12 protein-coding genes are annotated in these 21,884 nt (G+C 33.6%); 7 read left to right on the top strand and 5 right to left on the bottom strand.

All coding sequences use genetic code 11. From position 1 onward, the window contains the following. The first annotated feature begins 831 nt into the window (after positions 1-831). Positions 832-9,426, top strand: a complete 8,595-nt coding sequence (locus FVE77_RS09680; RefSeq protein ID WP_026746905.1) for an autotransporter-associated N-terminal domain-containing protein — start codon at positions 832-834, stop codon at positions 9,424-9,426. A gap of 416 nt (positions 9,427-9,842) precedes the next feature. Beyond that, positions 9,843-10,844: an ABC transporter substrate-binding protein gene (locus FVE77_RS09675; RefSeq protein WP_026746906.1), complete on the top strand. Its 1,002-nt coding sequence runs from the start codon at positions 9,843-9,845 to the stop codon at positions 10,842-10,844. A 164-nt stretch (positions 10,845-11,008) separates the two neighbouring features. Here FVE77_RS09675 and FVE77_RS09670 read toward each other — a convergent pair whose 3' ends face one another. The 5 genes from FVE77_RS09670 to FVE77_RS09650 all read right to left on the bottom strand — a co-directional run bounded on the left by FVE77_RS09670 (position 11,009) and on the right by FVE77_RS09650 (position 17,143). Continuing rightward, positions 11,009-11,431: a hypothetical protein gene (locus FVE77_RS09670; RefSeq protein WP_026746907.1), complete on the bottom strand. Its 423-nt coding sequence runs from the start codon at positions 11,429-11,431 to the stop codon at positions 11,009-11,011. Between the two features lie 33 nt (positions 11,432-11,464). Continuing rightward, entirely contained in the window at positions 11,465-13,276 is a 1,812-nt protein-coding gene (gene typA, locus FVE77_RS09665; protein ID WP_026746908.1) for a translational GTPase TypA, read from the bottom strand. 345 nt (positions 13,277-13,621) lie between these two features. Next, positions 13,622-14,617 (bottom strand): endo alpha-1,4 polygalactosaminidase, encoded by a 996-nt coding sequence (locus FVE77_RS09660; RefSeq protein ID WP_026746909.1) that lies wholly within the window; start codon positions 14,615-14,617, stop codon positions 13,622-13,624. A gap of 29 nt (positions 14,618-14,646) precedes the next feature. Then, positions 14,647-15,597, bottom strand: coding sequence for a metallophosphoesterase (locus tag FVE77_RS09655; protein ID WP_036088263.1), 951 nt, complete (start codon positions 15,595-15,597; stop codon positions 14,647-14,649). A 124-nt stretch (positions 15,598-15,721) separates the two neighbouring features. Beyond that, positions 15,722-17,143: a phospholipase D-like domain-containing protein gene (locus FVE77_RS09650; RefSeq protein WP_026746911.1), complete on the bottom strand. Its 1,422-nt coding sequence runs from the start codon at positions 17,141-17,143 to the stop codon at positions 15,722-15,724. 234 nt (positions 17,144-17,377) lie between these two features. On the opposite strand from FVE77_RS09650, the gene FVE77_RS09645 reads away from it, so the two are divergent. The 5 genes from FVE77_RS09645 (at position 17,378) to lacD (ending at position 21,848) form a co-directional block, all read left to right on the top strand. Beyond that, positions 17,378-18,379: a LacI family DNA-binding transcriptional regulator gene (locus FVE77_RS09645; protein WP_026746912.1), complete on the top strand. Its 1,002-nt coding sequence runs from the start codon at positions 17,378-17,380 to the stop codon at positions 18,377-18,379. Positions 18,380-18,888: 509 nt separating this feature from the next. Continuing rightward, positions 18,889-19,311: a galactose-6-phosphate isomerase subunit LacA gene (lacA, locus tag FVE77_RS09640; protein WP_026746913.1), complete on the top strand. Its 423-nt coding sequence runs from the start codon at positions 18,889-18,891 to the stop codon at positions 19,309-19,311. Between the two features lie 49 nt (positions 19,312-19,360). Next, positions 19,361-19,897 (top strand): galactose-6-phosphate isomerase subunit LacB, encoded by a 537-nt coding sequence (gene lacB / locus FVE77_RS09635; RefSeq protein WP_332102968.1) that lies wholly within the window; start codon positions 19,361-19,363, stop codon positions 19,895-19,897. 14 nt (positions 19,898-19,911) lie between these two features. Beyond that, positions 19,912-20,844, top strand: coding sequence for a tagatose-6-phosphate kinase (locus FVE77_RS09630; RefSeq protein WP_026746915.1), 933 nt, complete (start codon positions 19,912-19,914; stop codon positions 20,842-20,844). 26 nt (positions 20,845-20,870) lie between these two features. Next, positions 20,871-21,848, top strand: a complete 978-nt coding sequence (gene lacD / locus FVE77_RS09625; protein WP_021744669.1) for a tagatose-bisphosphate aldolase — start codon at positions 20,871-20,873, stop codon at positions 21,846-21,848. Positions 21,849-21,884: the final 36 nt, after the last annotated feature.

The raw sequence follows: 21,884 nt of genomic DNA, 5'->3' as shown, positions 1-21,884 counted from the left end.
TAAATTGAGCTATTGTATCCGTTAAGTTTTAAAAAATTGAATGGCAATGAAATTTAGGACGATTTTGGAAATGTAATTTAGAAATGATGATTTGGGATAAGAAATTTTTCATCTCTGAAACTAAATTTGAATGCTTCCCATAAAAAATGCTGAATCAGGACTAATCTAGCATAATATCATGGCTAATGGGCTTTGAGCCTGTTGGATACATATTATGTCGTTTTTTATTAAAGAAAGGAATAAAAAATGTTAGAAATGGTTTAGAAATTTTGAAAAATGGAAGTTTTACTTTTAGATGAATTGGGTTAAATCGCTTATCGTGAAAGTGAAGATTATTTAGAGAACTTTAAGAACGCCGAAAAAATGGATTGAATATTGCTTTTTTTATAAAAAAATTAATTAGCTGATCTGTTTTAGAAATGTTTTATGTTCAAAAATGGTATATTTTTGGTGTTAAAAATGGCAGGGTAGGAACTATCCGAAGAGCTTGGTCAAATATGTATTTCACATAATTCCCAAGAAACTTACGGCTGTGCCGTGAGAATATCACTTGTTGAAATCACTATCAATCACTTATTTAAAGATGTTTTAACATAAATTAAACTTTTACATCAAAAAATCACTTAGGGCGCCCCTTAAGGACTACCTAGATATTCCTCTCATTTCAAGGACATTCCGAAGTCATTCGGAGTCACGGACATTCAGTTTTTGAAATCTTTTGTTACAGTTTTCTGATTACAAGACTATTCACGCCCATAAAGGGCATGGATGAAACATCTAAACAAGAATAATAGTCCTTAATGGCTATTTCAAAACTTTAAGGAGGAAGATATGAGTAATAACTTACGACAGATTGCAAAAGACTTGCGATCGTTTGTAAAAAGATGTAAAGACGTACACTATTCTGACAGCCTGCTGATCACATTCCTTGTAACAGGGCTTCTTACACTTGCACCAAAAACACTTAGTGCAGACGTTGTTGAGGAACAACAGGAAATATCAGCATCGGCATACGATACGATAACAGATCTTAGACAGTCGTTTATACGTGCAAGACAGGAAAACGAAAAGTCAATCAAAGGAGCTGAAAGAGAACTTATCCTGCTTATGGAGCAAGGAGATCAAGTAATCAAGAGTCCTTGGGCTTCATTCCAGTTTGCAACAGGATTCACTAACAACGACTGGAGAACATCGTACAGAGGACGTGGAGGAAAATACTTAGAATACTACAACAGAACTAACGACCTGACTAAGTATGTATTTGATGCAAGCAAGCATGAATATGGGGCAACAAACCTTCATGTGCAAAGAAACAAGGAGCCAAACTCGCTTACAATCAATCCTGCAAATGTACATGAACCATACAAACCATACGAAGCATACAAAATTGACAACATTAACATGCCAAAAGATGTAAGCTTCAATCCAAATGTTCCAACAAGCACTCCATGGGTAAAACCTGCTAACTATGTGCAAAATGGAACAAGTACATCTTATGTTCCTTTGCAAAATGTAAATTCCAATAATAATAATATTAAGGGATGGAGAAATGATGGCGACACTACATTTAATTTCTCAAATGACAAAATAAGAACGTATAATGGATGGACTGTTGGTACAAGAAACAATCCGTTGAATACAATGAGTGCTACTTCAATTGGTGGAACAGCAGCTACTCATGCGACTATGGAAAACGGAAACGCATCTAGTGGAAGTTCATACTACAATACAGAATTTGGTACTTCTGGAACTGCTTGGTGGTGGGATCCATACAGTACTTTTAGTACAAATGTACAATATTCAAATGTTGCAACAGGAATTACACCTCTTGCAACTGTAGGTACACCTCCTACAACAGTAAGTAATCAATATTTCACACCTGGAACACTAGCTACAGGATATGATGCGGTTAGCAACTTTGGTTATTCTACATATTGGGGAGGATGGTGGGGATACCGCACTACTGCGACCCTACGTAATTCTATAAGCAATTATTATGCTACTAATCATACTGTTGAGATAGATAGTACAGGATTAACTTATGATGAAATAAGTAACGCAAGAAGTACGGCCAATGCCGGTGGAGCAGTAGCTTACCATGTACCCCCAACCCCTACTAGTCCCTACTGGACTCATCCGTTAAGTACTGCAACATACCCTACCGAAACGGCTGCAAGACAAGCCTATTTTGAACAATTAATAACTAATGCTGGAGGAACGCCTTCAATAGTTAGTAATCCTGATGGTACCGCAGCTACAACGTATTATAATTTATCTTTGACTGACATGATATACAGTGCTGCTGGACAAGGTAACGGAAGTACACTTTATAATAACTGGAATTCCGTATATAATAATATCAATACAGATAACCATTTAGCAGAAGCTGCACCTTCTTATAGAACGCAATTGATATACACGAATGAAACAACGGCTGCGTCAAATATAGATGCTAATATTGGACGTACAAATCCAGGTGGGACATTCTTGAAAGCTGCAGCTGGAGCAACTGTTAATATAGATGACGTGGATGTTTCAATTTATAACGGTAATGGTGGTGCGTATGTAACTGACGCTGGAAATACTGGAAATGTTAAACTTGTATTTAATTCAAACAATAAGAGTTCAATCGGAAACTTTAACACTACAAATGGTGTGATTGATAATGCAGATGCAAATCATACTAATAATAATATCGCATTTAATATTCAAGATGGTTATGCAACCGAGGCAAATGGAGTTACTAATACTGTTGAAATAACTGGACCAGTAGATGTTAGATTTAAAGGTAAGAAAAATATTGTTTATAATATGATTTCAGCTATTGACACTTTGAAAATTGCAAATGCAAGAGGACAAAGTGGTACTACAGACTTAAATAGAGCAAATACAGACAAAGTTAGTGAATGGAACTCTCAATTAGGTGGTCGTATTTTCACTGTTGGAGATGATAACGTAGTGTATAACGGATATGGTGCTGTAACTAATTCTGGTTCAAAATTGATTTTGGGTGATGTCCAAATGCAAGGAACTAATAATATAATGGTTAACTTGCAAGGACCAAGTAATCAGAGTGCAGCAGTTGGTAAAACAGGAGTATTCAATGGAGACATTGAATTGCAAGGAGCATTTGGTGGAACTCATGAATCAAAAGGATCTGTAGCTATTTATGCTGCAAATGGTCAAAATGCAGATGCTATTGACGCTGGAAGTATTGTTGCAGGAAAAAATGGAACAAAATTAAACAATGTTCAAGTTAAAATATTAAATGTTGGATTCCATCCAAATGCAAGTAATGGTGTATCAGTTTACGCAATTAACGGATCTTCAGTTGAAGTAGGGGCTAGTCAATATTCTGATCTTAATATCACTGATGGAATACATGCGGCATCTTCAGTTGACAGAACTTACGATAAAATCAAACTTCCTGATGTGGCTTCTAATCATATAATGGGATATGCTGCTGGAGAAATTGATGATATTAAAGGAAGTCTGATTCGTGGAAGAATTACAAACAAATCCTCTAAAATAGAATTTAAAGGGAACGTAGATGTAATGGCTAAAGATGGACGTGCTTTCGTTGCAGTTGACGGTGGAGAAATTGAACTGACAAAAGGTAAGCATGTAAGAGCTGCAGGTTCTGGAGCAGTTATTGCCTATGCTGACGGATACCAACCTGGACGAAATGGAAAGAACAGTGCCTTCAACTCAAAAGTTACTATTAAAGGTGGAGACGTTGTTGCAGCCGACTGGTTAACTTTAGGAGATGACACAACGACAAACAACTATAACATAAACGATTCTGCTGCAAATTCGCGTACATATAACAATATTGGTGCTTATGCAATAAACGGCGGAGAAATTGATATTACTGGAGCAACAGCTTCTACTTCTGTTCAAGAAAAAGGTGGAGCAACAGCCAACAGTAACGGATCATTGATTTATGGAGTTGGAGCTATTGCAAAAAATAATGCTTCAGTTAAGATGAAAAAAGTAACTATTGTTGACAACGAATATGGTGCATTGTACGGAGAAAACAACGGTAGAATCGAATTTGAAGGTAATATCGTAAACCAAAACTACAATAACCCAAGTGGTAAAATTACACCAGACGGAACTAATGCAACAGTAAAAAGTGATACAAGACATGCGAAATCAACAAGCACAGTAAATTCACATGCTAACGTATCTCCATTCTATGCTAAGAGAATCAGCACAACTGACCAGTCAAGCATAACATTTACTGGAGATACTAATATAGATATGTATGATGGTATCCTGTTGACAGGTAACATTTACAACGGTAACGGTAATGCAGGTGCAACTAGAATTGAAGCTGGAGACAGCCAAAACAGAGAGTTTGACTATGCGAAAACAGTAACTCAGCCAAGTAACGAGCCAGACTTGACTATCTGGAACAATGCTAAATACAGAGGTATGGAAAAGGTAACAACAAACATTCTTTCTGACAATGTAACAATCGGTGTTGTTAACCAGGCTGCCGATGAAATTAATTGGACTAAAGACAAGTCAGGTAAATCAGGTACAGGGCTTGCAACAGGTAACTTTTTAAGTGGTGTTGGAGCTTATGCTGGTGGAATGAAAATTCTAAATAAAGGCGATAAAATTGTTGACGTATCATTAATAAACAGCAGACTGAAAATAGATGGACAAGATGTAAATATCGAAGATATCGAAACAAGTAAAGCTACTGCTGCACCTGCAACAGATAAGAACGACGTGTTCAATGACCTTAAGATGGAAAGTACATTTGTAACTATCAATAATAATGCTAAAGTAAGTGGAGATGCTCAGGAAAGAGATCTTAAGGATGCTAAAGGAAATTCTAACTACCAAGTAAGAAATGTAGGACTTAGCATGGCTAACTCATTGAGCAGATGGGACGATGTTAAGAGCGCATCTTCAAAATGGAGAAAAACAAACAAAAATGAAGCAGGATTCCAAAATATCGGAAAAGTTGATATATGGGGAGGATCTGAGGCAACACCGGTAACAGGACTTCTTGTTAACTTCGGAACTATTAAGAATGGTGACGGATCTAAAGGAGGATTTGTAAACGTAGATCACGGTAATGCAATTGTTGCAACAGACGGAAGTATTATCCACAACTTGAAAAACAGTGAAATCACTGTAACAGGTAAGTATAAGAAACCAACATCAAATCCGCCTACACAAGGACGTAACGCAAATAGAAGCGATGATTCTAGAGAAAGTGGTGAAAACTACGGTATTGTTGGTATCTCAGATGGATTTGTTGACTACAACTACTCAGACTTGAATAATCACTCAGGAGTGGACAACTCAATAGAAATCAAGCATGAAGACGGTAAGATTTATGTTGAGGGAGACCTTGCAGTAGGTATCTACGGAGAAAACAGAAACAATGCTGATTCAAGCAAGGTAACAATTGACTATATAAACAGCACAGTTGGTACAACAGGTATTGACGTAAGAAATGAAAATGTAACATCACCTGATGCAAGAGGAGTAGGTATTGCCCTTGTAAACAAGAGCAACAATAACTATTCTAACGGATGGCAATATGCAGGAGGAGTTATTAACCTTAAAGGTGGAGCTGGAGTTCTAGGTTCATTTGCAAACAAAGCTACACTTGGTGGTATCGGAAGCCTTACACTTGACCTTCAAAAAAATGACATTGCTACAGGTAAGAATGGTGTCGGAATCTACGCTGAAAGCGCAGTAATCAATGTAAACTCTGATAAGTTCACAGTAGAAACTAAGGACAACGGAGTTGGATTATGGGCAATGGATGACAGTATCGTAGGAGAAGGTGCAAACCATACTAAGACATTCCAATACAACTATAACGGTGCAAATGACAAGAACGGATTCGCAATGGCATTCGGTGGTAAGAACATTCAAGCTACAACAGCTCAAAATGATCTTGACATCAAGTTCACTAACAAAGCAGATACAGCTGTAACTCTTGCTAACGAAATCGCAAAGAGCACAAGAGGAACTACTAAGGGTATCGCAGGTATCCTTGTAAACACTAACGATGCTAACGATAAAGTAATTAACAGAGGGGACATCAAAGAAGATACAACATCTGTAACAAACGTAAGAACTTATGGTGCTGTAGTAAACAAAGGAAACTTTGTAAACTATGGAGCAATAACTCTTAACGATTCATTGAATCACCAAGCTAACTTAGTAACATCTGAAGACATGAAGAAAGTAAATATCGGAATCTTCGCAAATGGTTACAACGCTGATAAAGCTACTGGAGGAGTATACACTACAATCGAAAATCATGGAGATATTAAGATTGAAAGTGCTACTACTGACATAGACAAGAACATTGGAAGCTGGGCTATTTACGGATATAACGTAAAAACTGGAGCAAAAGAAGATGGAACTAAGTCTGAAATAACAATTAACAAGAACAGCCACGGTATCTATTCAGGAGACGGTAACGTTGAAATAAGAAGTACTAAGCTTAAAGTCGGAAACGACACAGTTCTTGGTCACAAACAGGTATTAACAGGGGAAGGAATACTTAAGAACCCTTCAGCATACCCAATTTCAAGACAAACAACATACGCAACTGACCAGCAGCTTCTTGGAGGACTAGACACTCCTAGAGAAAGAGATTCTGCAATTGGGGTATACATTGATAACAACCAAAGACTTACAAACGCGCAAAGAAACGTTGAAGTAAGTGCTGACATGGATATCGACAGATACTCATACGGAATCGTGCTTGCTGAGAAAAATGGAGGAGCTCAGACAGATGTTACAATCGGATCAGCTCTTGATGCGCCAACAATCCGTCTAGCATACTCAACAAACAACAATGCAGGTGGACATGTTAAATCAACTGCACCAAGCAACCCTAAAGTACCTGAAGAAGTATACGAACAAGGAAATGCAGTATACTACTACTCAGCAGATACTGAATCAAGAGGTAAGTCTTATGCCAACGTAACAATGGACGGAGACTATAATACAGCATACTATACTAAGGGAAGCATGGATAACTACGGAACTATCGACCTTAGATCACAATATGACCTTGAAAACCAAAACAACAACACTTTAGGATTTGGTAACGTGGGTATCTTCTCAAGCAATACAGCAGTAGCATCTAAGAACTACGGAACTATTACTACTGGTATGTCAGATACAGTAAACATGAAATATTCAGCAGCGATGGCGGCTGGACGTAACATTTACAGAAATGATAACGATACTGCAGTATTTGACAGAACGCAAGAAGAAGGAAACATTGAAAACCACGGAACAATAGTAGTTAAGGAAAAAGAAGGAATTGGAATGTTCGCTACAGGAGCAGGTTCAGTAGCTAAGAACTACGGAACAATCAGACTTGAAGGTGACAGTTCAATCGGTATGTACCTTGACAGAGGAGCAATCGGTGAAAACCATGGGGAAATCACAGGTAATGCTTCACAACTTAAAGGGGTAGTAGCAATAAACGGAGGATACATCAAGAACTACGGTAAAATTAATATTCTTGGACAAGGATCTTATGGAATTGTTACAGACGGATCAAGATTCATAGTTGATGCTAATGGAAACCCAACAGAAGTTCTTACTACAGGAGATCCAAGATATAACACTTCTGCAGCAGTTACAACAGGAAATACTAACGGTCACGGAGGAACTGACCTTTACGGAGGAAGCGAAAGCTCAATCGAAGAAGGAACAACAGGAAATCCTAAGACAACAGGTGTAGGAACAACAATAACAGCTCCAGACATCGTACCTATAACTAAGGTAACGGTTGATGGAATTGATACTCCAATCTTCAATGTAGAATCTGATGCAACTAACCCTGGAGACTGGGGAGAACATGTATTCGTAAGCAGCAGCGTGCAAAGTGGAGGAACAACTATTATACCGCTTTGGGCAAAAGATGAATATGGAAACCCTGCATTCCCTGCATACCATAATCAACAAATGTCAGAAGTTACAAGCATCGGAATGTATGTTGATACATCAGGTGTTAGATACACTAACCCTATAGATGGTATTCAAAACTTACCAAACTTAGGAAAAGTTGACTTGTACTTTGGACCAGAAGCTACTCAATATACTAACTCTAAAGCAATCAGAATTGGAGATAGATATGATGATGATGGAAACCTTCTTGCTAAGAGCAACATCTTGAAACCATTTAACGATGCGTTGAGAAGATTGCCAGGAGGAGCAAGAGTAAATCCATTGTCAGCAAGCTTGACATGGCAAGTATTAGCTAAGATTGACGATAATAACGAATTGACAGAAATATACATGAGTAAAGTTCCATACCACTCATTTGCATTCGATGATGATCATTCGTTAGTAAACTTCACTAACAACTTGGATAACATTTACGAAATTGCAAGACCAGGTAGTGAAGAAAAGATGATCTTTAACAAACTTAATAGCCTAGGAAACGGAGAAGGACATATTCTTGCACAAGCATTCGACCAAATGAGAGGACATATCTATGGTGGAATCCAACAAAGAACTAAGTCAACTTCAGATATCCTAAGCAACGAAGTTGCACAATTAAGAAGTGAAACAAACGGATCGAAAGATTCTAACAAGTTCAAAGCATTCGGACAAAGAAACGAATACAAGACTGATACTGCAGGAATTCCAGATTGGAGAAGTAATGCAGGAGGTATGGTATACGTTCATGAAGACGAAACAGTTAAACTTGGAGAAAAATCAGGATTCTATGCAGGTGTAACAAACAACTACTTCACATTCAAAGACTTAGCTAGATCTTATGAAAATCAAGCTATGGCTAAAGCAGGAGTATTCAAACAAACTCCGCTTGATGAAAACGGAACGTTTACTATAACTGTAGGTGGAGAAGGATTCTTCGGAAGAACTGATACTAAACGTAGATTCTGGGTAGTAGATAAAGAATTCAGAGCTAAATCTAACTACTATACATACGGAGCAGGGTTAAATGCTAACCTTGAAAAAGTATTCAGAATTAACCAAGGATTCAGCATAGTACCTAGCGTAGGATTGAACTTCGAATACGGAAGATTCTCAACTGTAAATGAAGATGGAGACATGGCACTTAAAGTTAAGAGCGATGACTACTACTCAATCAAGCCAAAAGCTGGAATTGACTTCAGATACAGCCAGCCAGTGTTCAAGAACTCTAAGTTCACAGCAAGCTTAGGATTCAGCTATGAAAACGAGCTAGGAAGACTTAACGAGGTAGAGAACGAGGCAAGAATTAAAGGAGCATGGACAGACTACTACACAATCAAGGGAGACAAGGAAGACAGAAGAGGAAACTTCAAGTCTGACTTGAAACTAGGACTTGACAACGGTAGACTGGGAATGACAGTAAACACAGGATACGATACGAAAGGGCATAACTTCAGAGCAGGATTAGGATTGAAAGTAATGTACTAATTATGGTCTTACAGAAAATTTTAACGATGAACGGAAGAAGCCTTGACGGCTACAATAAATAGCTTGATTAGAGAGGGCTGCCAGAAATGGCGGCCTTCTTTTTATATCTTTGTATTATAAGACATATTTTATACTAGACTCAGTTTAAATAACAAATTTATTGCAAAGGAATAAAAAACTAATATTTTTAAATAATTAAAATATAATTTTTAATTTTTAAAAATTAAAACTTTACAAAAAATCTGCTATTGCAATAAAAAATGGTATACCATTAAGAAAAAGCCTAATAAAATACTGAATGATTAATTAATATATATTTAAAAAAATAATATATTTCAAAATATACTGGAAATTTTTTAAAAATATGGTAAAATAATAGTACGATTTAAAAATTATTTATTTTAGGAGGAAAACAGATGAAAAAAATTATGAGAGGTGTACTATTATTTGGTATGTTAGGAGGAATGCTTTTGTCTTGCGGAAACAAAAAAAGTAATGATTCTCAAGAGCAAAAAAAGGATTCCAAAGTTAGTGAAAAGGTTTATAAGATTGGATTGTCACAGATTGTAGACCATCCAGCGTTAAATGCTGCAAAACAAGGGTTTAAAGATGCGTTGGAAAAGGCTGGAGTAAAAGCTGATTATGATGACAAGATTGCAAATAATGATATGAGCAATCAGACATTAATTATGAAACAGTTCGCAGCAGATAAGAAGGATTTGGTATTTGCGATTACAACGCCAACGGCACAAGCGGCTAAAAATCAGATTGGAAGCGAAACGCCAGTTATATTTGGTTCAGTTACAGATCCAAAAAGTGCAGGACTAGTAGGAATTCCTAATGTTACAGGAACAAGCGGGGCAGCCCCAATTAAAGAAAATTTAAAATTAATGAGAGAATTATTACCAGAAGCGAAAAAAATAGGAATCATTTATAATTCGTCTGAACAAAATTCAGTTTCTGAAGTAAATAATTTGAAAAAACTGGCAGGAGAGCATGGATTCACAGTAGTGGAAAAAGCCGTTACAAACGGTACGGAAATGGTTGCCGCGGCAAATCTTATTTCAAAGGACATTGATATCTACTATGCCATTCAGGACAACACAGTAGCATCATATTTTGCGGCAATACTGGATGTTTTTAACAACGCAAAAGTCCCAGTTCTAGCTACAAATGACGTTTACTCAAATGCAGGAGGGCTGATTTCACAAGGAACTACCGACTACAATATCGGTTACCGTTCTGGAGAAATCGCAGCGGAAATTTTACTAAAAGGCAAGAAACCAAATGAAATCCCAATAGAAACAGTTAAAAATCTTCAAATAGAAATTAATAGGCAGAATATGCAATTATTGGGAATAAAAATACCAGACAGCATTTTAAAACAGGCTAAAATGGTAGAAACTAAAAAAAATTAACAGCTCTGCTTAATAACTATATAAATTTAGAAATATAACGAAATAAACATTACATGTAAAAAGATAAGGAATATTAAATTTCCGAACAAGTCTAATAAATTTTATAAATTTAAAACAATAAAAAAACTGGAACTATTAAATTTTTTTAGCTCCAGTTTTATTTGTTATTTTTCAAAACTATCAAGCCATTCGATAAGTTCCAAAAAATCTTCCACTTTTCTTATTTGCTGTAAATATCTTAAATCTATTATTTTTTCTGATTTTCTATGATAAAAAAATTCTACATCCCACAATTGCGTCTTTATAAAACCTTCTTTTGGAGTATATTTATAAAAATCATACTTTTCAATATTTTCTCTAAAATATTTCAATTTTGCAAAACAAAGCTGATATTTTCTAAAAACTATTTCTAAAATATTATTTTGTGAAATAAACTTATGTGAAAAATACAAACGTTCTGGTGTATTATTTCTTCTAGTTATCCATTGCCTTCTGGAATTGATTTCCAAACTATATTTTTCAATAAATTTTATTTTTTCATCTGACAACTCGGCTTTTAATTTTTCTTGCAGTTTTATATTATCCATAAAAATCACATCGCTACTAATTTATATTAATATTTAATTTTTAGAGTTTTCATATTTTTTTCTATCATTAGCATTCAAATATTTTTTTCTAAGTCTGATAGAGTTAGGCGTAATTTCCACTAATTCATCATTTTCAATATATTCAAGCGCCAATTCCAGCGTAAATTCCTTTGGAGGTGCCAATTTCACAGCATCATCACTTCCAGCGGCCCTCATATTTGTAAGTTTCTTACCTTTACATACATTTACAACTAAGTCGTTTTCTCTTGAATGCTCTCCAACTATCATTCCCTCGTAAACTTCCACTCCCGGTCCTATAAATAGGATTCCACGTGGCTGTAAATTATTTAATGAGTAACCTAGGCTTGTTCCAGGCTCCATTGCGATTAAAACTCCTCTTCTTCGGCCTGTAACTTCTCCCTTGAAAGGTCCGTATTCAAAGAATGAGTGATTTATAATTCCTGTTCCTCTTGTTTCCGTCAAAAATTCATTTCTAAATCCGATTAATCCACGTGATGGCACTTTGAACTCAAGTCTTGTATATCCGTCGCTTCCTTGATTCATGTTTACCATCTCACCTTTTCTAAGTCCTAATTTTTCAATTACAACTCCTACAAACTCATCGGCAACATCGATAATTGCAAGTTCAATTGGCTCTAGTTTCTGTCCATTTTCTTCTTTAAAAATAACTTCAGGTTTTGAAACTGCCACTTCGTAACCTTCTCTTCTCATATTTTCAAGCAAAATAGATAATTGAAGCTCTCCTCTTCCTTTTACAATAAACGCATCTGGCGAATCTGTCATTTCAAGCCTCATACTCACGTTATGATTTACTTCCTTTTGCAATCTTTCCAAAATATTTCTCGAAGTTACAAATTTTCCATCTTGCCCTGCAAATGGCGAATCATTTACCATAAAGGTCATCGCAAGTGTCGGTTCATCAATATCAATTAATGGTAATGGCTTAGGATTTTCTTTACTTGCCACAGTTTCTCCTATGTCAATTTGTTCAATTCCCGCAATTGTTACAATATCTCCAGCAAACGCTGCTTCCATTTCAACTTTTTTCAGACCATCATATCCATAAATTCTAGTAACTTTACCATTTACCAAGTCGCCATTTCTCTTAATCAATGTAATTTCCTGATTTTTTTCAATTTTCCCATTATAAATTCTTCCAGTTCCTAATTTCCCTACATATTCATCATACTCAGTATTTGTAACAAGCATTTGAAGCGGCTCATTCACATCTCCTTCAGGATCTTCCACATGCTCCATAATTTTATCATAAAGCGGTTTCATATCCTTATCTTCATCTTCCAGTTCCAGTTTAGCAAATCCATTTTTTGCAGACGCATAAACTACTGGAAAATCAAGCTGAATGTCATTTGCTCCTAAATCTACAAATAAATCAAAAACAGAATCCACAACTGCATCAGGATCTGAATTTGGCCTATCAATCTTATTAACTACTACAATTGGACGAAGTCCATGCTCTAATGCCTGTTTCAATACATATTTAGTCTGTGGCATAACACCTTCAAATGCATCTACTAGAAGCAAAACAGAATCTACCATTTTCAAGATTCTTTGTACTTCCCCACCAAAATCCGCATGGCCAGGAGTATCCACAATATTTATCTTATATCCATCATAATGAAATGAAGCGTTTTTAGAAAAAATCGTAATCCCTCTTTCCTTCTCCAAATCATTACTATCCATAATTCTTTCATCTACTTTTTCATGTTCCCCAAATGTTCCTGCCTGTTTCAATAAAGCATCGACAAGAGTCGTTTTTCCGTGATCTACGTGTGCAATAATTGCAATGTTTTTAATTTTGTTCATTTTTTGTTTTAACAAATTTATTGTTAATATTTCCTCCTTAAATTTTAAAGTATTCCCCTAAGGGCGAGGAGTAGAGGTGAAATTCATGCTCTATCTATTCAAGATGTAATAAATAATTACAAAAAGAATAAATATCGCAATGAAATCTACCATCTCACTAGCTCCTTTATATAATATTTTGTGAGTTGTGCTAAAACTCACCTAAAATATTATAACAAAAAAGACTGGATTTTTCCAGTCTAATTTGTAGCACATTTTTTTTAAATATTATACAAAGTCTCCCTTAGGGATTTTTACACATTTATTATATCATATTTTCTAAAAATGTCAATCCCCAAAAATTTTCTAATCAATAATTTTTCCAGTTTTTTCAAATTTATCTTCAAAGTTGTAATAGATATCTACTGTATCTAATAAATAACCGTCTACACCAATTTCATCCAATTTTTTCTGATAATCCTTAACTATTTGTTTCCATTCGCTGCTCCAATATTTAACAATGAAATCTCCCTTCCAATAAGGATTTTCTTCTACTATCCAGTTTGGTCTTTTGCTTTTATTATTCCATTCTTCTTTCCAGTAACTTCTATAATTTCCAGCTTCCCCAATACTAAAATATGCAATTACTTTACGTTTTGCTCCATTCTTCTTTCTTTTTAAAATTGAAATTTGATTCTTTGTCATAAATTTACCATTATGTGATAATTCTATTAACAATAAATCATAGTCTGTTTGTTTTAAATATTCAAAAAACGCATCTATATTTTTAAATTTTTCAGGATTTAGCAGTACAAGAAAGTTTTTTACATCTGCTAATGAAGTTATATTGTCTGCATTAAAACGCTGTACTGGAACATACGTCATGTTTGCCTCAAATGATGGCAACAACTCATTTATAAATTTTGTTTGTTCAGACTTTTTTAACAAATCCTGCCTAACTTTTTGACCACTTCCATAATTTATTACAAATACTGGCTTCCCATATTTTTTAACAGGTATTAACCAATTTAACAACTGTTCCTTTTGTTTTTTTGACGTTGGATTTGTCAATTTAAATTCTGCCCCATAATAAAGAGATTCCTGTGTTGTCCCATCTGTTACATTGATAAAATCTTTGTTTAATTCCCCATTATAAAAATACAATTCATTTCCATTTTGAGTAATTAGCAATCTATCTTTAGATGTATTTTTTTTAATTTCTAGAATTAATTCACGCATTCTATTCCGATATGTTTCACTTCCTGTTTCATAATTTCTTAAATTATTAATCTTTTTATATTTTTGCTGTGAAAAACAGTAAATTGAAAAAACTAAAAATAATATCAGTAATTTTGTTTTCATATCTACCTCTATTTTTTGTTAATTTAATTTTAGATATTTTTACAAAACATCTTTTTATATTTTTCAAAAAATTTTTTTAACACTTTCTTTTCTTCTCTATCTAGCTTTTTCAAAATCCTAATTTTTTCGATTCCACTTTTTCGACTTTTAATCTTATACTTTTCAGAATCTATAAACTCTGCCACTTCCTCATTCCAGATCTCTCTAAAAACTTTATCCAGAACTTCTGGAAACTGAATATACTCGTTTTCATAAACATAAATTTCCTCTTGACTCTTGATTTCTACACATCCTAAAAAATGGGTAAAAAATGCACCACAGTCTATTCCCTTTATTCTATCAGTTTTTTTAGAAATTCTTCCATTTATATTAGGCGTATGACCAAAATATATGTTTTTACCTTTGTATTCTTCAAGTTCTACATTTTCCGCAAGCCAAAACTCTTCTCTGGTCCAAAGCACTGTTTCCTTTTCTTGCTTCTCCAAAACCTTCTTCAAATTAAGCCCTGCATGTACAAATATATTTTCATTCCCAGAAATTACCAAAGGACAGTTTTTAAGCCATTTCACAAGCCATTCTATTTCTTCCAAAAAATTCTCTTCATGCCAATCTTTCATATCCTTATTTTCAAAATATTTAGAATTTCTAAAAACAGAATATTCTGTTTCATATCTAATTGGATAATCATTTTCCAAGTCTTCAAGAAACATATCTTCATGATTTCCCAAAATAAACTTTAGGTTATACCCAAGTTTTATCATTTTGATACATTTCATATAAATTTCGTAAGACTTTTTCCCTCTGTCACAAATATCCCCTATAATCACAAGTAAATCTTCTCTTTTTAAGTCAATTCTATCCAGCATTTTCAAAAACAAATCATACTGTCCATGAATATCTGACATTACAAAAATTCGATTATAATCATTCTCATTTATTTTTTCTATCTTAATCTTGTTCGTCTTAATTTCACTTTCCATAAAAATCACTCTTTTTCTTTTAATAAAATCCATATATTTATTCTTTAAATTTTTCAAATAAATTATTTTAATTATTAGGACAAACCTTTACTGCAATATAAGTATTTAAGGCTATATTTATATTTTAAAAGGCTCCAAACCCATTCATTTCCATAAATCTAAACAATAAATCATTCATTAATTTTTCATTTTTATGTTCATCATAAGGAAGTGTGAACTCTCCGTCTCTGTTTGTCCATAATCTGTCATAATAATCCAAAATATCTTTGGAAATTTTCTGGTCATAAGCTGACATAATTTTTAGTTCATTTTCCAAATTGAAATTACGCATATTTCTTCTTGTAAAGTTTGTTGAGCCGCCGTAAGTTATCAAATAATCATTTTTCAAAATAGAAAGCATTTTTACGTGGTACATTTCCTCTCCTTTGTTGTAAAACTTGATATTTATGTCATAATTATGTTTTCTTGCATATTTCATTAGTTCTCCAGCAGCGGCTTTGTTTGGGAGTCCTGCATTTGAATTATTCAAAATTATCTCAAATTTTACTCCACGCCGTGCAGCTTTTCTTATATCGTTAATTATTCCTCTGTCTGCAAGGAAAAACTGGGCAATAATGACTTTTTCTCCAAACTGTGTGTTTTTTAATTCTTGGGAAATATCTTTAGCTGTTGCTCCATTCGTAAAATATTGTAATTTTAGCTTGTCATTTTTAGAAAATGGAATTTTACTAAAATCCTTATCTGGTAATTTTTGCTTTAAACTTCCGTCTTTTTTAGTAATTTTTGCAGCCGGCTTTTCTCCTTCGTAAATTTCCTTAATAATTGGCGATGAAAACTTAAATGCCACATTTGAGTGCTTTGAACCTTCTGCATGTGGATTTGCCGATGTCAGCATTGCCGTAGTTTCATTCATAATAAGTTTTCTGTGATTAGCTTTAGCATTTAATGCTCGTAAAATGCTACGTATTGTAACTTTGTCAGTACCTTCGTAAATTGGATTTTTAGTTTTTCCACGATTTTTCGGATTTCCAAAAGGCTGTATAAAAAGACGCCATGGAGCCGAATAAACAAGCATTGGATCTCTTAATTTTGTTAAATCCACGTATCCGATTTTTACACCTGCCTGCTCCAGCTTTTTATGAGTTTTGTTGTCAAATGCCCCATAAAAAGTGTTACTTTCATCGAGTATCAAGTATATTTCCACATTCGGATCTTTTTCCCTTTTTTCAAGGATTTTCTGTGCGAATTCCTCTGCAATCGGTAAAGGCTGCAGCTTTTCCTTGACACCTTTCCCGAGATAGTCATTAAATACAAAAATATCCATCAGGAAAAAATCCTCTGCCTTATCCAGAATATCATAGGCCTGCTCCCAAATCTGCCTTTCATAATGCGTTTCTCCGTCTTTTTTATACGTCAGATCATAATAAAAATCCACATTGTCTGCATTATAAACTTCGCTTTTCATTGTGAGCCCTTCTGAAAGTGGCGTACACGAAACCGTTCCCAATAGTAAAAATATAAATATTAAAATATTTGTTTTATTCACAATAATTCTCCTTTTTGTAAACTGTTAAACTTAAATAATTTTTTAATTTAAGCAATTTAATTATACCAGTTTTTCATAATTTTTTCTATAACTTGATCCTATAAAATTTCGTTTAGTAAACTAACTGGTATTTTTACTAAAAAAATTGAAAAGATATATTAAAAAACAAATAGAAAATTAAGTAAAGCATATTATAAATGATAATAAAATTTAAGATTGCTGAGAGGTAAAAAGATGTCTACGATTAGAGATGTTGCAAGGCGCGCAGGAGTTTCAATTGCTACTGTTTCAAGGATTTTGAATAATGATGAGTATTTTGGGGTTACAGCAGAAACTAAGCGAAGGGTACTGGAAGCCGTTAAGGAGCTAAATTATAAGAAAAAAAATACAAAAAGAAAAAGTACGCAGTTAAATATTTCAATTATAAAGTCCTTTGATGAAAGGATAGAAAGTGAGGATCCATATTTTGTATCATTGAGGCTGGATTTGGAATATGCGTTGAAGAAAAAAGGGATAAAAAGTAAAGTTTTTGAGTTGCAGACATTTGAAAAAAATGAGGAAATCTTGATGAATTTCATTATTTCCAGTGCCATTGTTGTAATTGGGGAGATAAAAAGGAGCCAGCTGGATTTTTTAAAGTCGCTGAATGATAATATTATTTGTGTGGATGCCTATAATTTTGATAATTCCATCGATTATATAAAATTCGATATGAAACATTCAGTAAAAATTGTAATTGATTACCTGCTGAAGTTGGGTCATAAAAAAATTGGACTGTTAGTGGGAAGAAATCAGATTGTTAGAAATCTTGTGGACTTTAGGGAGGAGTATTTTATTGAAATTATGAAGGAATATGAACTGTATGATGAAAAATTTGTAAAAGTGGATGAATTTTCTGCAGAATCAGGATACAAAATGATGAGAGAAATGCTTAAGTTAAAAGAACAGCCAACTGCAGTCTTTTGTGCAAATGACTCCATTGCTATGGGAGCCTATAAAGCTGTAAGGGAATGGAATTTAAAAATTTTTGACGATATTTCAATTATTGGGTTTAATGACTTAAAAATTTCCCAATATATGACTCCGCCATTGACAACGCTCAGGATAGATACAAAAATTATTGCAGAAGAAACGATAAATGTATTGACAGAACTGCTTGAGAACAAGAGAAGTTACAGGAAAAAAGTATATTTGCCAGTAGAACTGATAGAAAGGGAAAGCTGTGGAAGTATTTGATGGGGACAAAAAGTGTCCTCATTTTTTATTTTTGCTCCAATTTTTTAAAATTTTAGAAGAATAATTATATCTTTACTTTTCAGTTTTAATACTAAATTTCGTTTAAGTTATGAATTTGTTATAAATCTTTTTGATAAAGAATAAAAAATAAAAAAGTTGAATAATTATGAATTAGTTGTCAAATAGTTCTGTTATAAAAATTTGTTTCTATTTTTAAAAGGAGTTTAGTATTAAAATGATTTTATTAATTTTAAAATTAATATAATTTATAAAAAAAATTAAATTATAACTCAAATAATTTCATTTCTGTTTACTTAAAATTACTCTTTTAACAAATAAAAAATTATTTCTAAAAAAATTTTGTTTACTAAACAAGACTTATTTTTAACGGTTTTACTGTATTGTAATTTCGGTTTTTTGGGGGTATATTTCAATTGTGGGATATAAATAATATATTATTTGAAAAAGTAAAGCTACGTAGAAAAAATTAAAAGATGGAGGAAAAAATAATGAAAGTTATATTAGGTGCTGACGCAGATGGCAAAGAATTAAAAGATATTGTCAAGGATTATTTGATTCAAAATGGATTTGATGTTGTTGACAAATCAGCAGATAGAGATTTTGTTGATACAACGGTTTCGGTAGCCAAGGAGGTTCTTGCAGACAAGGACAGTCTTGGGGTCGTATTTGATGCGTATGGCGATGGAAGTTTCATGGTAGCTGCAAAGATAAAGGGAATGATTGCCGCAGAAGTTTCAGATGAACGTTCTGCATACATGACAAGGGGTCATAACAATTCAAGAATAATAACTATGGGTTCTAAAATTGTCGGAACAGAGCTTGCTAAAAATATTGTAAAGGAATTTTTAAGGGCAGGATATGATGGCGGTAGACATCAAATAAGAGTGGATATGTTAAATAAAATGTGTTAATTAGGACAAAGAAATTGAGTAAATATGTATAGATAAATTTAAATTATGAATGAAAAAGGATGGTAAAGATATGAAAATAGCTATTGGATGTGATCATATTGTAACAGATGTGAAAATTGCATTGTCAGATTTTTTGAAATCTAAAGGTTATGAAGTGTTAGATTGTGGAACTTATGACTTTACACGTACTCATTATCCAATTTATGGGAAAAGAGTTGGAGAAGCTGTTGTCAGCGGAAAAGCTGATTTAGGAGTATGTATATGTGGGACAGGTGTTGGAATTAATAATAGTGTAAATAAAGTTCCTGGAGTACGTTCAGCATTAGTGCGTGATATGACGACTGCAATTCACGCAAAGGAAATTTTAAATGCAAACGTTATTGGATTTGGTGGGAAGATAATAGGAGAACTACTATTATTTGATATTGTGGAAGCATTTATAAAGGCTGAGTATAAAAAAAATGATGAAAGTGAAAAACTGATTGCAAAAATAAAAGAAGTAGAAACTATAAATCCTGAACAAAAAAACGATAATTTTTTCACAGAATTTTTGGAAAAATGGGACAGAGGAGAATATAAAGATTAAAGGGGCTGGATAAAATGATTTTAACTGTAACAATGAATCCATCTGTTGATATTTCATATCCTTTGGAAAAATTTAATTTAGATACAGTAAATAGAGTTTCTAAAGTAAGTAAGACACCTGGAGGAAAAGGTCTGAATGTAACAAGAGTGCTAAAACAGCTAGATGATAAAGTTATAGCAACAGGGCTTATAGGCGGGGCTTTAGGAATGGATATTCAGGAAAAATTAACAGAAATGGGAATAGAAAACCATTTTTTTGAAATTTCAGGGGAAACTAGAAACTGTATTGCAATTCTACACGAAGGAAATCAGACGGAAATTTTGGAAAATGGGCCTACAATCAGTCAATCTGAAAGTGAAAAATTTTTAGAATATTTTAAAAATTTAGTACAAGAAGTTGAAATTATTTCAATTTCAGGAAGCTTGCCTAATGGGCTAGAAGATGATTATTATTCAAAAATGATTCAAATTTGTAATACATATGAAAAGCCTGTTGTCCTTGACTGCTCAGGAAAAGCGTTGCTGGAAGTTTTAAAGCATGAATATAATCCAAAAGTTATAAAACCTAATACAGAAGAATTATCGCAGTTGATTGGGAAAGAAGTATCGAAAGACATTGGAGAATTAAAGGAAACTTTGAAAAATGAATTATTTGACGGAATTGAATGGATTATAGTTTCACTCGGAGCAGATGGTGCTTTTGCAAAACATAATGACAAATTTTATAAAGTTAATATTCCGAAAATAGAAGTTGTAAATCCTGTAGGTTCTGGCGATTCCACAGTGGCTGGAATTACATCGGCAATTTACGAAAATGCAAGTGATGAAAATTTATTGAAGAAGGCTAATACGCTGGGAATGTTAAATGCGATGGAAAAATTGACAGGATTTGTAAATTTGGAAAATTATGAAAAAGTATTTAGCAAAATTGAGATAGTTGAATATTAAACGAAATTTATAAGGAGGAATAAATAATGAAATTAACTGAACAAAAAAGAAAATATTTAGAAAATTTAAGCGATAAAAATGGATTTATATCAGCACTAGCAATTGACCAAAGAGGAGCTTTGAAAAAGATGTTAAATAAACATCAAGAATCTGAAGCAACAGCTGAACAAATAAAGGAGTTTAAAGTATTAGTTTCAAAACATTTAACAAAATATTCTTCTTCAATTTTACTAGATCCTGAATACGGACTGGATGCAGCAAAAGCTAGAGATAAAGATGCTGGATTATTATTAGCTTATGAAAAGACAGGATATGATGCAAATGCAGTTGGAAGATTGCCAGACTGTCTTGTTGAATGGTCAGCTAAAAGGCTAAAAGAAGAAGGGGCAGATGCAGTAAAATTTTTATTGTATTATGACGTAGATGAAAGTGAAGAAATTAATATTCAGAAAAAAGCATATATGGAAAGAGTAGGAGCTGAATGTGTCGCAGAAGATATACCTTTCTTTTTGGAAATATTAAGTTACGACTGTAAAATTGATGACAACAGCACGGCAGAATATGCAAAAGTAAAACCTAGAAAAGTTATTGAAGCAATGAAAGTATTTTCAGATCCGAGATACAATGTTGATGTTTTAAAAGTGGAAGTTCCAGTAAATATGAAATTTGTAGAAGGGTTTAGCGACGGAGAAACTGTTTACACAAAAGAGGAAGCTGCAAATTACTTTAAACTTCAGGAAGAATCAACATCATTGCCATATATTTACCTAAGTGCTGGAGTAAGTGCAAAACTTTTCCAAGATACGTTAAAATTTGCTCATGATTCAGGTGCTAAATTTAATGGGGTACTATGTGGAAGAGCTACTTGGGCAAATGGAGTAGAAGTGTTTGCTAAGGAAGGTGAAAAAGCAACTGTAGAATGGTTGAATACAATTGGAAGAAAAAACATCGAAGAACTAAATGAAGTGGTTGAAAGAACAGCAACATCTTGGAAAGAAAAATAGATTAAGAAATAAAAAAAGCAATAATTAAATAAAGTA

The sequence above is a fragment of the Leptotrichia hofstadii genome (assembly GCF_007990525.1).
GTDB classification, from domain to species: Bacteria; Fusobacteriota; Fusobacteriia; order Fusobacteriales; family Leptotrichiaceae; genus Leptotrichia; species Leptotrichia hofstadii.
This window is presented reverse-complemented; position numbering and strand designations above follow the sequence as displayed.